We start from the raw sequence: 14,148 nt of genomic DNA, 5'->3' as shown, positions 1-14,148 counted from the left end.
GCCGTTGAACAGGTGACCCACGTCGCCCGGTAATGTGTAGCTCGCCGCATGCCCGGTGGAGTTCGCCATGTCTCGTCGTAGGCAGCCCCACGCATGAGAACCCATCCGGGTCGGCTACAGACTTTTCACCAGGAGGAATCAAACGTGTCGTCTGTCGAGTTCCGCAACGTCGCCATCGTGGCGCACGTCGACCACGGCAAGACAACACTGGTCGACGCCATGCTCCGGCAATCCGGTGCGTTCGCCGAACGCGCCGAACTCGTCGACCGGGTGATGGACTCCGGTGACCTCGAGCGCGAGAAGGGCATCACCATTCTCGCCAAGAACACCGCTGTTCACCGGCATAATGCCGACGGATCGGTCACCGTCATCAATGTCATCGACACCCCCGGCCACGCCGACTTCGGTGGTGAGGTCGAGCGCGGCCTGTCGATGGTGGACGGCGTCGTGCTGCTCGTCGACGCGTCCGAGGGTCCGCTGCCGCAGACCCGCTTCGTGCTGCGCAAGGCCCTCGCTGCCTCGCTGCCCGTGATCCTGGTGGTCAACAAGACCGACCGCCCGGACGCCCGTATCGAAGAGGTCGTCGAGGAATCCCACGACCTGCTGCTGGACCTGGCCTCCGACCTCGACGACGAGGCCTCGGAAGCCGCCGAGCTGGCCCTCGACCTGCCGGTGCTCTACGCCTCCGGCCGCGCGGGCGTCGCCTCCACCAGCCGCCCCGAGAACGGCCAGGTGCCGGACGCGGAGAACCTCGACGAGCTGTTCGAGGTCCTCATGAAGTACGTGCCGGCCCCGAAGGGCGACGCGACCAAGCCGCTGCAGGCCCACGTCACCAACCTCGACGCCTCCCCGTTCCTGGGCCGAATCGGCCTGGTGCGCATCTACAACGGCACCCTGAAGAAGGGCCAGAACGTGGCCTGGATGCACGGTGACGGCGTCAAGACCGTCAAGATCACCGAGCTGCTCAAGACCGTCGGCGTCGACCGTCAGCCGGGCGAAGAGGGCGTGGCCGGTGACATCGTCGCCATCGCGGGCATCCCGGACATCATGATCGGCGACACTCTCGCCGACGTCGAGAACCCGGTCGCGCTGCCGAAGATCACCGTCGACGAGCCCGCGATCTCGGTCACCATCGGCACCAACACCTCGCCGCTGGTCGGCCGGGTGTCGGGCCACAAGCTGACCGCCCGCATGGTGAAGTCGCGCCTGGACCAGGAACTGGTCGGCAACGTGTCGCTGCGCGTGCTCGACATCGGCCGCCCGGACGCCTGGGAGGTCCAGGGCCGTGGTGAGCTCGCGCTCGCCATCCTGGTCGAGCAGATGCGCCGCGAGGGCTTCGAGCTCACCGTCGGCAAGCCGCAGGTGGTCACCAAGGTCGTCGACGGCAAGACCCACGAGCCGTTCGAAGAGCTGACCATCGACTGCCCCGACGAGTACCTGGGTGCCGTCACCCAGCTGCTGGCCGCCCGCAAGGGCAAGATGGTCCAGATGAGCAACCACTCCGCCGGGTGGGTGCGCATGGAATTCATCGTGCCGTCGCGCGGCCTGATCGGTTTCCGCACCGACTTCCTCACCGAGACCCGCGGCACCGGTATCGCGAACGCGGTCTTCGACGGCTACGCGCCGTGGGCCGGCGAGATCCGCGCCCGCCACACCGGTTCGCTGGTCTCCGACCGCAACGGCTCGGTCACCCCGTTCGCCATGATCCAGCTGGCCGACCGCGGTCAGTTCTTCGTGGAGCCGGGCGCGGACACCTACGAGGGCCACGTGGTCGGCATCAACCCGCGCTCGGAGGATCTCGACGTCAACGTCACCCGCGAGAAGAAGCTGACCAATATGCGGTCCGCCACGGCCGACGTGTTCGAGACGCTGGCCAAGCCGCTGCAGCTGGACCTCGAGGGTGCGATGGAGTTCTGCACCGACGACGAGTGCGTCGAGGTGACGCCGGAGATCGTGCGCGTGCGCAAGGTCACCCTGAGCGCCACCGACCGGCAGCGTGAGATCTCGCGTCGCAAGGCGCGTGACCGGGCCGCCGCCCAGTAGGAAACCCAACTCTCGGGACTCTCAGGGGCAAACCCCTGAAACCTCAATCCGCCCACCCGGCTCGATCCGGGTGGGCGGTCCTGTATCGCGGACGTCGCCGGGTGCTGGCGACGGTAGCCGGGCGCTGTGAAGGGGATCCAGTAAAGTGCCGAACGTGAGAACGGGGGCGCGGAAGCGCGCATCGATGCGCGCGGTGCTGGTCTCGGTGGCGACCCTGCTGGCGGTCGCGACCGGCTGCACCGCGAATCCGCCGCCGCCCATCGAGTCCACGGACTCTCCCAAGACGCAGCCCGCGAAGCCCGGCAAGAATTCGGTCGTGGTCGCGGTGGACGACATCGGGATCGGGTTCAATCCGCATCTGCGGTCGCAGCAGTCGCCCGCGACGGCGGCGGTGGCGTCCATGGTGTTGCCGAGCCCGTTCAAGGCCGCGCCGACGCCGGGGGTGCCGGGTGCGACCGACTGGATTCTGAATCCGGCGCTCATGGTGTCGGCGGACGTGACCTCGCAGGAGCCGTTCACGATCAGCTACCAGATCAAGAACGAGGCGTCCTGGTCCGATGGTGCGCCGATCGCGGCCGAGGACTTCAAATACCTGTGGCAGCAGATGATCACGCAGCCGGGCACGGTGGATCCGGCGGGGTATCGGCTGATCTCCGATGTCAGTTCCGCGGCGGGCGGCAAGACCGTGAACGTCACGATGACACAGCCGTATCCGGCCTGGCGGCAGCTGTTCACGGATCTGCTGCCGCAGCATCTGGTGAAGGACAGCGGTTTCGAGCAGGGCCTGGTCGACACCATCCGGATCTCGGGCGGCCAGTTCCGGATCAAGCAGGCCGATCGCGGTCGCGAGGAGATCCTGCTGGAACGCAATGACCGGTACTGGGGTCAGCCCGCGGTGCCGGATCAGATCCTGTTGCGGCGCGGCGGAACTCCCGCGCAGGTGGCCGAGTCGCTGCGGGTCGGGGACGCGCAGATGGCGCTGGTGCACGGCGGGGTGGCGTTGCAGGCGCAGCTCGCGGCGATCCCCTCGGTGCGCACGGCCGTGATGGCGCAGTCGCGGGAGATGTCGCTGGTGCTCAACGGGCGCAGCGGGGATCTCGCCGACGTTCGGGTGCGGCGCGCGGTGCTGGCGCTGCTGGATCCGGTGCTGCTGGCCACGGTCGGCGCGCAGACCGGCAGTTGGGTGGAACCGGTTCGGGCGCAGGTGCTCTCGCCGTCGGATCCCGGCTACGCGGCCACGCAGCCGCCGCGGCTGCCGGTGGAGGAGGCGTTCGCGTTGCTCGCGGAGGCCGGGTTCGCGCGGGCCGCGGAGACGCCCGCGGTGCCGTCGGCGACCTCGCCCGCGCCGCAGCCGCGTCCGCTGGCCAAGAACGGCAAGTCGTTGACGGTGCGGGTCGGTGCGGTGGACGGCGACACCACGTCGCTCGCGGTGGCGAATACCGCGGCCGACCAATTGCGCAGTGCCGGAATCGATGTCATCGTCCGCAGCGTCACCGCGGCGACGCTGTACGGCAAGGAACTGACCGACGCCGGGATCGACGCGGTGGTCGGCTGGGAGCGCACCGGCCAGGATCCGGCCACCGTGCTGGCCTCCCGGTACGGGTGCGCGCCGGTGGCCCCGCCGGGCGACAACGGCGACACCACGGTCGCGGACGGCGCGAAGAAGTCGCCGTCGAATCTGTCCGGGGTCTGTGATGCTGCGCTGCAGCCCGCGATCGACGCCGCCCTGCGCGGCCTGGATCCCGGCAAGGTGATCGCCGAGGCCGAGCCCCGGCTGTGGGAGATGTCGACCGTGCTGCCGATCGTGCAGGACACCCAGGTGGCCGCGGCGGGCCCGCGCGTGGACGGGGCCTCGCTGAGCGGCGCCATCCAGACCGGCATCTTCGCGGATGCCGCCAATTGGCGGAGGCTGCCGTGACCATCGATTCCGCGCGCCACGGCCTGCTGCTGGTGCACGCGCACCCCGACGACGAATCCATCACCACCGGCGGCACCATCGCCCACTACCGCCGTCGCGGCGTCCCGGTCACCGTGGTGACCTGCACGCTCGGCGAGGAGGGCGAGGTCATCGGCGAGGAGTACGCGCAGCTGGTGGCCGGGTCGGCCGATCAGCTGGGCGGCTACCGGATCGCCGAATTGACCAGGGCCCTGGACGCGTTGGACGCGGGTGCGCCGCATTTCCTGGGCGGTGTGGGCCGCTGGCGGGACTCCGGAATGGCCGGAACGCCGTCAGCGCGCAATCCGCGGGCCTTCGTGAATTCCGGGACCGCCGCCACCGACGCGCTGGTGCGGGTGCTGCTGGAGCTGCGCCCGCGGGTGGTGATCGGCTACGACCCGCGCGGCGGGTACGGGCATCCCGATCACATTCGCGCGCACGAGATCACCATGGCGGCCGTGCACACGGCCTCGGACTGGGGCTGGACGGTCCCGAAGGTCTATTGGACGGTCACCGACGCCGCGGTGCTGGCCATGCACACCGAGGCGTTGAAGCGCCGCACCGTGGATCAGCTGCCGGGTGCGCTGCCGCGCGGCTGGCGGCTGCCGCACGAGGGCGAATTGGCTTGTGTCCCTGCGGAATCGGTGACCACCGCGGTGGACGTGTCCGATGTGCTGACGGCGAAGCGGGCGGCGCTGCGGGCGCACGCCACCCAGGTGACGGTGGCTTCTTCGGGCCGGGAGTTCGCGCTCTCGAACGATGTCGCCCAGCCGGTGCTGCCGGAGGAGCATTACATTCTGGTGCGGGGTGAGCGCGGCCCACTCGGCCCCGACGGTCGGGAACATGATCTCTTCGGCGGGCTGGAATGAGAGACTGAGGCTATGTACAACTGGGACCTCCAGAACGCCATCGCGGCGTTCGTCGAGAGCCAGCGGCCCTACTTCGAGTGGCAGCACGAGCTGTACCTGTCGGTGCTGTACGGCTTCGTGGACATGCAGAGTCACCTGCTGACGCTGCTCGGTTTCCCGCCGGTGCCGTGACGGCCGCCGTCGGAGCCCGCCCGGGTGACGCGGTGGCGGGCCCGCGCCCGGGCCGCGTCGTGCTGAACGCGGTGATCGCCGGGCTGCTGCTGATCGACGCCGTGATCACCCTCGGCCTCGAAGTGCTGTTCCTGCCTCTCTACGCGGGAAAGGCCGCGATTCCGGAGCCCATGCCGGTGCTGGCCGCCGCGGACTCGCTGGCGTCGAGCATGACCTCGGGTGCGATTCCGGTGCCGATCGCGGCGCTGGCCGCGGCGGTCGTCAATGTGCTGCTGGTGATGGGCATGGGGGTGGCGACCGATCGGATCGGCGTGATGGCGTTGCCGATCCTGGTGTGGGCGTTGGGCTTCCTGATCTGCGCGGGTTTCAGCCCGAGCGGTTACGCGCTGCTCATGGGCGACTGGCCCACCATGCTGCTGCTGATCTGCGGTCTGCTGCCCGCGGGCATGTACCTCTATTACCGCGCCACCGCGCGTCTGGCGTCGGCCGGAGCCTGAGTCTCCGGGGCGCTGTCACACTTCGTCGTCCCGTCTCGTCCTTCTTGCGGAATCGCGTTCGCGAGAGAGACGAGGGGAAGACGATGGGATTCGACGAACTGCGCAACACCGTTCGGGGCCGCGTGCTGGAGGCCGGTGACGCCGACTTCGATCAGGTCGCGCGGCCGTGGAGCCTGGCGGTGACGCAGCCGGTGGCGGCGGTCGCCGAGGCCGCCGACGCCGAGGACGTGGCCGCCGTGGTGACGTACGCGCGCGCCGCGGGCCGTCCGGTGGTGACCCAGCCGACCGGGCACGGCGCGGCGGGCGGCGTCGAGACCGCCATCCTGCTGCGCACAGGCGCGCTGGATCGCCTGGAGATCGATCCGGCGGCCCGGGTGGCGCGGGTCGGCGCGGGCGTGCAGTGGGGCCGGGTGCAGGCGGCCGCGGCCGAGCACGGGCTCACCGGCCTGGCCGGCAGCAATCCGGTGGTCGGGGTGACCGGCTACACGCTGGGCGGCGGCGCGGGCTGGTTCGGTCGCAAGTACGGGTGGGCGTCGAACGCGGTGCGCGCCTTCGAGATCGTGGACGCCGAAGGCCGCCCCGCCCGGGTGACCGCCGACAGCGATCCGGACCTGTTCTGGGCGCTGTCCGGCGGCGGCGGCGATTTCGCGGTGGTGACCGGGCTCGAATTCGAGCTGTTCCCCGTGCCCGAACTGTACGGCGGCCGGGTGATGTGGCCCGCCGAGCGGCTGCCCGAGGTGTGGGAGACCTTCCGGGCCTTGACTTCGCACGCGCCGGACGAGCTGTCGGTGTGGTTCCAGCGTTTCCAGTTCCCGCAGTCGCCGGAGATGGTTGCCCTCGATGTCGCCTACCTCGGTGACGCCGGCACCGGCCGGGACCTGGTGTCGGCGCTGGACCGGATCGGCGGCGCGGTCTCCGATTCGCGGGCGCCCATGACGGTCGCGGAGATCGGGACCATCACCTCCGAGCCGACCGATCCCAGCCCGGCCATCGGCCGCACCGAACTGCTGCCCGAACTGACGGCGGAGGCGGAGAAGGTCCTGCTCGGCGAATCCGTTGCGCCACTGGCCAATATCCAGGTGCGCGGCCTCGGCGGCGCGTTCGCCGGACCGGCCGCCGGCGCGCGCGGCGCGCTGTCCGACGGGTACCTGGTGTATCTGCTGGGCATCGGACTGCCGCAGCTGCGGGACGCGGTGCACGCCAAGGTGGACAGCCTGGTCGAGCTGTTGGGTGATCAGGTCACCGGGCGCAAGCCCCTCACGTTCCTGTCCCCGGGCGAGTCGGCGGCCGCCGCGTTCGACGCGGCGACCCTGGACCGCCTGCGGGCCGTCAAGCGAGAGCGCGACCCGCACACTGTGATTCGCTCCAACTACCCGGTCCAGGGCTGAGCCGGTTCACGGCCGGGCCGGGACGCCCAGCTGTCCCGTCGTGACCGCCTCGATGAGCTCCCACGCCTGCTCCAGCGGCAGATCGATGACGTGATACCGCTTCTTGCCCGCCGCCGACGCCGCCACCACCGTGGCGACGCCCGCGCGGCGCTGGAAGAAGGTCTGGCGCACCGTCCAGCCGATGACGCCGGGGGCTTCCAGGCAGTCGCGGTCGCGGTCCAGGCAGCCGCTGCGGGTGATGAGCCAGGCGGGCTTGCCGTCCGCGGCGGGCAGGACGGCGTGGCCGAGCCCGTGGTACCGGTCCCACCCGAGGGCCGCGGCGAGCGGCACGGATACGGCGAGCGCGATCCAGACCCAGAGCGGAACCTGGCCTCCCGCAAGGGAAATCACCAGCAGGACCGCGGCGGCCGCCGCGAGCGGGCCCAACGCGCGGGTGTAGCGGCGGCGACGCGCGGCGGGGCCGTGGGGGAGCAGCGGCACGGTCACGAGCGCCGAGGCGTCGACGGCACCCACCGCCGATACGGCGGAGATCGGTTGTCTGGCAAGCGATTCCGTGTCCGCGGTGCGGGCCCGGCCGGTCCCGAGCAGGTGGCCGAGCGTCCGGTGCACGGCGGCGCGCGGAGCCTGCGGCAGGATCTTCTGCCGCGGGCTGGTGCCGGTCATGATGGCCTCGAGCTCGGCGGCCCCGGCCAGGCGCAGCAGCAGCGGCTCGTTCACCGTCGCGCCGCGCAGGCGGGCCAGGTCGAGGGTGGTCTGACGGGTGGTGAGCAGGCCGTGCCGGATGGTGAGGGTCTTGCCGTCGTCGTGGACCAGGAGGCCGAACCAGGTCAGCAGGTAGCGGGCGCAGGCGGCCACGCTGACCACGACCACGAGCAGCACGATCAGCAGCGCGATGACGCCCGCGATGACGCCCGCGCTGCGGTGGCCGACATCCTGAACGGTGCCGGACTTCAGGAAGATCTGCGCGAAGCCGTACTGGAAGGCCAGACCCACGACCGGGGCGATGATGGCGAAGCCGGTCAGTGAGAGCGGGGCGTACCGCACCCACTCCGCCTGCCAGTGCGCGATCTCCACGGCATCGCCGGCGACGACCGGGGCGGCGGCTTCGGTGGTGATCGACTGCGGGGCAGTCGATTCCGCGCCTGCCCGGGTGTGCGCCAGCAGTGCGGTCCGCAGGTCCGGCACCAGTTTCGCGTCCAGGGAGTCCAGCTTGAACTGTTCCCGCTTGTCCGCGTGCTGCCCGGTGCCGATGGACAGCACGGCCAGGCCGAGCGCCCGGTGCAGCAGGTCGGCCTCCACGTCCACCGAGCGGACCCGGTTGCGTGGGACGGAGAGTCGTTTGCGCTGGATCAGGCCGGTGCGGAGCTCCACATTGTCGGGCGTGATCCGGTAGGTGGTGGTGAACCAGCGGGTGAGCGCGAAGGCCACGATCACGCCGACCACGGTGAGGCTCCACAGCGGGCTGTCGGCGCGGGCGCCCGCGACCAGCGTGGCGATCAGCACGGGGATGAAGCGGATGAGTTCGGTGACCGGGTGCACCAGCAGCATGCGCTTGTCGAGCCGCTGCCAGCCCGCGCCGGCCGGTTCGAGGCTCGCGGGCAGCGGTGAAAGCTGTTCTGTCGGATAGGAATCGGAGAAGGCGTCCTCGTCGGGCGGCAGGCTCACGTGGCGTCCCCGCGGTGCTGGGCGGCGATCGCGGTCAGCTGGGTGACGGTGTCCCGCGCGTCGGCCAGCGCCAGCGCGCTGATGTGCACCGCCCCCGCCGAGGAGGCGGTGGTGACGGTGACGGTGGCCAGCCCGAGCAGTCGCTCGAGCGGCCCGCGATAGGTGTCGACCGTCTGCACCCGGGTGATCGGCGCGACCCGGCTCTCCTGGGTGAACCAGCCGGTCCGGGTGTAGACGGCCTCGTCGGTGATCTCCCACCGGTGCACCGCGTACCGCCACAGCGGAATCACCACGATGCTGAAAACCGCTGCCAGCAGCACGATTCCGAGCACCACTCCCTGTAGGCCGCGCCGGTGCGTGTCGAACAGCGCCCAGATCCCGACCCCGAGGACCGGCGCCACCCAGGACAGGGCGGCGCTCAGCGCCCACAGCAGTTTGGCTCGGGGGCTGGGCCGCCGGGCCGGCTCGGCCAGCAGGCCGCCGGGAGCGAGGGGCTGGGACATGGTGCCCATGCTTGCATGAATCGGCGTGCGGAGGCGGTTGTTGCGAGCGAGTACCGGACGCTCGGTTCTGTCGCCTCCGCCGCCGTGGCGGACCGGCTACTTGGGCGTGACGCGGTACAGCCCCGTCGTGGTGCCCTGGTACTGGATTCGGCCGGGCGCGATCGTCCCGACCATTTCCAGGGTGTCGTTGATCGTGGTCGCGCCGACGAACTGCTCGGAGTCGACCTTGCCGGTATTGGCGTCGATCACCGCGAAGCTGTAGTTGTCGGTGACGCCCGCGCTGCCGCTGCCCAGACCCGCGCTGCCGCTGCCGAGCGCGCTGCTGCCGCTGCCGAGCAGCGAGTGCCGGGTGAAGGTGTAGATCTTGCCGTCCGCCACGGACAGGCGCGGCACCGCCGAGGACGGCACGGTGTTGGTCCAGACCACGGTGCAGCCGGAGCCGGTGACGTCGATGCGGGTCATACCGCCCGAGATCGGCGCGCTGGCGGGCTGGCTCGTGCCCGCGTTGGGCGGCAGGGCCGGGTACGGGTAGCCGTAGGTGCTGGCCACGAACACGCTGTTGCCTGATCCGATGGGGGAGTTCTCGGTGCCGTCGATGGCGGGCACCGAGCAGACGGGCGTGCCGGTGGCCGTGTTGTAGACGAGCAGGTTCTCCTTGGCGGCGGCGTTGTCGGTGATGGCCAGGTATTCGGTGCCGTCGCCGGGGCCGAAGAAGGTCGGGGTGGCGCCGGTGCCCCAGCTCAGCTGGCCGGGTTTGCGGGCGGGACCGCGGTCGTAGGCCTGCCGCCAGGCGATCTGCGGATTGCCGCTGCCGTCCACGGTGAGCAGGTAGAGGGCGTGGTCGGTGGCGACGGCCATGCCCTGGGGCCCGGTGGCGATGCTGTTGGCCACGTTCTCGCCGGGCGCGAGCACGATGGAGCGCGCGCTGCCGTCGAGGTTGACGAATCCGGCGGCCGCGCCGTCGGTCGCGAACCAGACCCGGCCCTGGTAGTCGGGGGAGACGGAGCTGACCGCGTCGCAGTCGCCGCCACCGCAGTGACCGGTGACCGCCTGCGTCACATCGGTTTTGGACGCGATGGACAGCGACCACTTGCCGTCGGAGCCGCGCTGGTGCCCGATCCGCAGCATGTTGCCCGAGCCGTCGACGGTGACCATCCGGTCCTGGTTGTCGAGGTAGGCGTAGACGCCGCCGAGCAGGCTGCCCTTGGTGAGGTCGAGTTTCGCGAGGGTGTTGCCGTTGCCCGGATCCAGCAGCAGCACCTCGGGCGCGCGGTCGGTGATCTTGGTGCACAGGGCCTGCGGGAGGCCGTCCGCGCCCTGCAGGATGGTCGGGCAGGCTGCGCCCTGTTCGTGGAAGTCGGCGTTCACCCCGCCGGTGCCGACGCCCGGCAGCGGGGTGGTGTCGGAGGCTTCCGAATCGCCGTGCATGGTCGCGGTGCCCACCGGTCCCAGATAGGGATTGGCCGGTGGGAGCGGCCCGAAAGCCGATGCGGTGCTGGTGGCGATGGTGAGCAGGGCGGTGGCGCCGAGGCCGGCGACGACGGCGGCACGTCGGATTTGCGCGAGCACGAAGATCTCTCCCTTTTCTGCTGGGAAGTAGTCGCCCGCGAGGCTATTGGATCGTTTCCGAGATTTGAATAGATGTACTCGAGGATGCAAGTAATTGCATCGGAATAACCTCGGCGGGCTCGCGGGTTGCCTCCTTCCATGGCACCCGAGTCGGATCAGCGGGATGGATGGCGCATGATCGTGGACGTGACGGATCTACCCACCCCGAGCCTGCCCAGCGCGCCGCGGGAGCAGGTGACACCCGATGCCGAGGCCATGCGGGCCGCACTGGGACGGGCCCGGGACGGCGCGACGCTCGACCTGGACGCGGCCGTGGTGCTGCTGCGGGCGCGCGGCGCGGACCTGGTCGAGCTGTGCGAGTCGGCGGCGCGGGTGCGCGACGCCGGGCTGCGGGCATCCGGGTACGCGGGCGAGACCCTGCCGATCACCTACTCGCGCAAGGTGTTCATCCCCATCACCCACCTGTGCCGCGACCGCTGCCACTACTGCACCTTCGTCACCGTGCCCGGCAAGCTGCGCGCCCAGGGCAAGGGCATGTACATGGAGCCCGAGGAGATCCTCGACGTCGCCCGCCAGGGCGCCGAACTCGGTTGCAAGGAAGCGCTTTTCACGCTCGGCGACCGTCCCGAGGACCGCTGGCCCGAGGCCCGGCAGTGGCTCGACGAGCGCGGCTACGCCTCCACCCTGGACTACATCCGCGCCATGGCGATCCGGGTGCTCGAGGAGACCGGGCTGCTGCCGCACCTGAACCCCGGCGTCATGACCCATGAGGAACTGGCGTGGCTCAAGCCGGTGTCGCCGTCCATGGGCATGATGCTGGAGACCACCTCCACCCGGCTGTTCACCGAACCCGGTCAGGCGCACTACGGTTCGCCGGACAAGGATCCGGCGGTGCGGTTGCGGGCGCTGACCGACGCCGGTCGCCTCGCGGTGCCGTTCACCACCGGCATCCTGGTGGGCATCGGCGAGACCATTGTCGAGCGGGCCGAGTCCATTCTCGCGATTCACCAGCTGCACAAGGCTTTCGGGCACGTGCAGGAGGTCATCGTGCAGAACTTCCTGGCCAAGCAGGACACCGCCATGCGGCACAGCCCCGACGCCGGGATGGAGGAGTTCCGCGCCGCCATCGCGGTGACCCGCCTGGTGATGGGCCCGGGGATGCGCATCCAGGCCCCGCCGAACCTGGTGTCGCTCGAGGAGTGCCGGGCGCTGCTGGGGGCGGGCATCGACGACTGGGGCGGGGTCTCGCCGCTGACCCCGGACCACGTGAATCCGGAACGACCGTGGCCGAACCTGGACACCCTGGCGGGGATCACCGCCGACTGCGGTTATGTGCTGACCGAGCGCGTCACCGCCCACCCGGAATACGTGCTGGCGGGCGAACCCTGGATCGATCCGCGCATCGCGGGCCATGTGGCCGCGCTGGTCGACCCGGTGACCGGTCTGGCCGCCGACGTGCGGCCGAAGGGCCTGCCGTGGGCGGACTGGGACGACCTCCCGCGGCCCGGACGGGGTCCCGAGGTGACCGCGCGAAGTTAGGGCAGGCTGTGCAAGAGTAATGTTGGCTGGCCGGGATAGGGTTTCGCCGGGGGGAGGTATCCCCCTCAGGTGTGGACAGACTAGGAGAGCGGCAGTGCCGTACATCATCGCTGAACCGTGCGTTGACGTGAAGGACAAGGCGTGCATCGAGGAATGCCCCGTGGACTGCATCTACGAGGGCGGACGCATGCTGTACATCCAACCCGACGAGTGCGTGGACTGTGGTGCGTGTGAGCCGGTCTGCCCCGTGGAGGCCATCTTCTACGAAGACGACACCCCGGATCAGTGGGCCGGTTACGTGAACGCCAACGTCGACTTCTTCGACGACCTGGGTTCCCCGGGCGGTGCCACCAAGGTCGGCAAGGTCGACTACGACCCGCCGTTCATCGCCGCGCTGCCGCCGATGGCGAGCGAGTAGGACCGAGATTTGACCGCGCGTGGCCGGGTCAGCGCACTGCTACCCGATTTCCCCTGGGACACCATCGCTTCCGTGAAGGCGAGGGCCGCTTCGCATCCGGACGGCATCGTCGACCTCTCGGTCGGGACCCCGGTCGATCCGGTGGATCCGCTGATCCGCGAGGCGCTTTCGTCGGTGGCGGAGGTGCCCGGGTATCCGACCACGCACGGTACGCCCGAATTGCGTGAGGCCGTCGTGGCGGCCCTGAAGCGGCGATTCGGGATCACGGGGGTGGACCCGGCGGCGGTGCTGCCGGCCATCGGCACCAAGGAGCTCATCGCCGGGCTGCCGCGGCTGCTGGGGCTGGGCGCCGAGGATCTGGTGGTCATCCCCGAGGTCGCGTACCCGACCTACGAGGTGGGCGCGCTGCTGGCCGGTACCCGGTACCTGCGCGCCGACAGCACGGTGGCGCTGGGCCCCGAGCGGCCCGCGCTGATCTTCCTGAACTCGCCGTCCAACCCGACCGGCAAGGTGCTCGGCGTCGACCATCTGCGCAAGGTGGTGCGGTTCGCCCGCGAGCGCGGCGCGATCGTGGCCTCCGACGAGTGCTACCTGGGCCTGGCCTGGGAGGGCCGCGCGGTGTCGATCCTCGACCCCGAGGTGTGCGACGGTGATCACACCGGCCTGCTGGCCATCCACTCGCTGTCCAAGACCTCTAATCTGGCCAGCTACCGCGCGGGTTTCGTGACCGGTGACCCGGAACTGGTGGCGGAGCTGCTGGAGGTGCGCAAGCACTCCGGCATGATGCTGCCGTTCCCGATCCAGGCCGCCATGACCGCGGCGCTCGGCGATGACGCACACGAGGTTCAGCAAAAGGACCGCTACCGTGCCCGCCGGGTGGTGCTGCGAGATGCGCTGCAGCGCGCCGGATTCCGGATCGACGATTCCGAGGCGGGTCTGTACCTGTGGTCGACGCGCGACGAGCCGTGCCGCACCACCCTCGATTGGCTGGCCGCGCGCGGCATCCTGGCGGCCCCGGGCGAGTTCTACGGACCGCGGGGGAATCAGCATGTGCGCATTGCCCTCACGGCCACCGACGAGCGCATCGCGACCGCGGCTGATCGCCTGACCAGCTGATTTTCGGTTACCCGGGCCCGCGTGATACCGTCTACGACGTCGCCAGGCCGGATGGCCGAGCGATTCGTAAGGCCCTGTGGCGCAGTTGGTTAGCGCGCCGCCCTGTCACGGCGGAGGTCGCGGGTTCGAGTCCCGTCAGGGTCGCAAGTACGAGAGCCTCCCCACCGATTTCGGTGGGGAGGCTTTTTTGCTGTCCGCCCGCTGACGCACCACCGATTGCTCGCTGGTAGCGAGATATGTTGTCAGCTCTCGTTTTGTGAAAACTGACACACGTTCACTCCAGAACATCTATAACAAGTTCTCATCGCAACTCGATGAGGAGTATTTCAGTGCGTGGATTGTCTTATGAAACCCCCGGCAAGAGTGTTTACGGCAGCAATGTCAGCCGACGAGGGTTCCTAGCTGCAACGGGGGTTGTTCTCGGGGCGGCCGCG

General features: G+C 70.0%; 11 protein-coding genes, 1 tRNA gene and 1 pseudogene. 10 read left to right on the top strand and 3 right to left on the bottom strand.

Features of this window, described 5'->3' with window-relative positions:
- The first annotated feature begins 144 nt into the window (after positions 1 to 144).
- The 6 genes from typA (at position 145) to ABZ382_RS21790 (ending at position 6,904) form a co-directional block, all read left to right on the top strand.
- Positions 145 to 2,043, top strand: a complete 1,899-nt coding sequence (gene typA, locus ABZ382_RS21815; RefSeq protein WP_357091490.1) for a translational GTPase TypA — start codon at positions 145 to 147, stop codon at positions 2,041 to 2,043.
- Positions 2,044 to 2,227: 184 nt separating this feature from the next.
- Positions 2,228 to 3,961: an ABC transporter family substrate-binding protein gene (locus tag ABZ382_RS21810; RefSeq protein WP_357092344.1), complete on the top strand. Its 1,734-nt coding sequence runs from the start codon at positions 2,228 to 2,230 to the stop codon at positions 3,959 to 3,961.
- Between the two features lie 2 nt (positions 3,962 to 3,963).
- Positions 3,964 to 4,848: an N-acetyl-1-D-myo-inositol-2-amino-2-deoxy-alpha-D-glucopyranoside deacetylase gene (gene mshB, locus ABZ382_RS21805; RefSeq protein WP_357092341.1), complete on the top strand. Its 885-nt coding sequence runs from the start codon at positions 3,964 to 3,966 to the stop codon at positions 4,846 to 4,848.
- Between the two features lie 12 nt (positions 4,849 to 4,860).
- The gene (locus ABZ382_RS21800) at positions 4,861 to 5,019 is read left to right on the top strand and encodes a hypothetical protein (protein ID WP_167333469.1); all 159 of its coding nucleotides are present in this window, start codon (positions 4,861 to 4,863) and stop codon (positions 5,017 to 5,019) included.
- Positions 5,016 to 5,516, top strand: a complete 501-nt coding sequence (locus ABZ382_RS21795) for a hypothetical protein (RefSeq protein WP_357091488.1) — start codon at positions 5,016 to 5,018, stop codon at positions 5,514 to 5,516. Before ABZ382_RS21800 ends, ABZ382_RS21795 begins: the two co-directional genes overlap by 4 nt.
- A gap of 83 nt (positions 5,517 to 5,599) precedes the next feature.
- Entirely contained in the window at positions 5,600 to 6,904 is a 1,305-nt protein-coding gene (locus ABZ382_RS21790; protein WP_357091486.1) for an FAD-binding oxidoreductase, read from the top strand.
- A gap of 6 nt (positions 6,905 to 6,910) precedes the next feature.
- Here ABZ382_RS21790 and ABZ382_RS21785 read toward each other — a convergent pair whose 3' ends face one another.
- The 3 genes from ABZ382_RS21785 to ABZ382_RS21775 all read right to left on the bottom strand — a co-directional run bounded on the left by ABZ382_RS21785 (position 6,911) and on the right by ABZ382_RS21775 (position 10,641).
- Entirely contained in the window at positions 6,911 to 8,569 is a 1,659-nt protein-coding gene (locus ABZ382_RS21785) for a PH domain-containing protein (protein ID WP_357091483.1), read from the bottom strand.
- Positions 8,566 to 9,072 carry a PH domain-containing protein gene (locus ABZ382_RS21780; RefSeq protein ID WP_357091480.1) on the bottom strand — a complete coding sequence of 169 codons (507 nt, stop codon included), beginning with the start codon at positions 9,070 to 9,072 and terminating at the stop codon, positions 8,566 to 8,568. The genes ABZ382_RS21785 and ABZ382_RS21780 overlap by 4 nt, the downstream gene beginning before the upstream one ends.
- 96 nt (positions 9,073 to 9,168) lie before the next feature.
- Positions 9,169 to 10,641, bottom strand: a complete 1,473-nt coding sequence (locus ABZ382_RS21775; RefSeq protein ID WP_357091477.1) for a hypothetical protein — start codon at positions 10,639 to 10,641, stop codon at positions 9,169 to 9,171.
- 174 nt (positions 10,642 to 10,815) lie between these two features.
- On the opposite strand from ABZ382_RS21775, the pseudogene cofG reads away from it, so the two are divergent.
- From cofG to ABZ382_RS21755, 4 genes and pseudogenes are all read left to right on the top strand, one after another.
- Positions 10,816 to 12,126: pseudogene (gene cofG / locus ABZ382_RS21770) on the top strand (7,8-didemethyl-8-hydroxy-5-deazariboflavin synthase CofG); the annotation flags it as partial.
- 148 nt (positions 12,127 to 12,274) lie between these two features.
- Entirely contained in the window at positions 12,275 to 12,598 is a 324-nt protein-coding gene (gene fdxA / locus ABZ382_RS21765; protein ID WP_040812194.1) for a ferredoxin, read from the top strand.
- Between the two features lie 9 nt (positions 12,599 to 12,607).
- Positions 12,608 to 13,714, top strand: coding sequence for a succinyldiaminopimelate transaminase (dapC, locus tag ABZ382_RS21760; RefSeq protein WP_357091474.1), 1,107 nt, complete (start codon positions 12,608 to 12,610; stop codon positions 13,712 to 13,714).
- 70 nt (positions 13,715 to 13,784) lie between these two features.
- Positions 13,785 to 13,858 (top strand) — tRNA-Asp (locus ABZ382_RS21755).
- The last annotated feature ends 290 nt before the right edge of the window (positions 13,859 to 14,148 follow it).

It is taken from the genome of Nocardia sp. NPDC005825, from assembly GCF_040630175.1.
Taxonomy (GTDB): domain Bacteria; phylum Actinomycetota; class Actinomycetes; order Mycobacteriales; family Mycobacteriaceae; genus Nocardia.
This window is presented reverse-complemented; position numbering and strand designations above follow the sequence as displayed.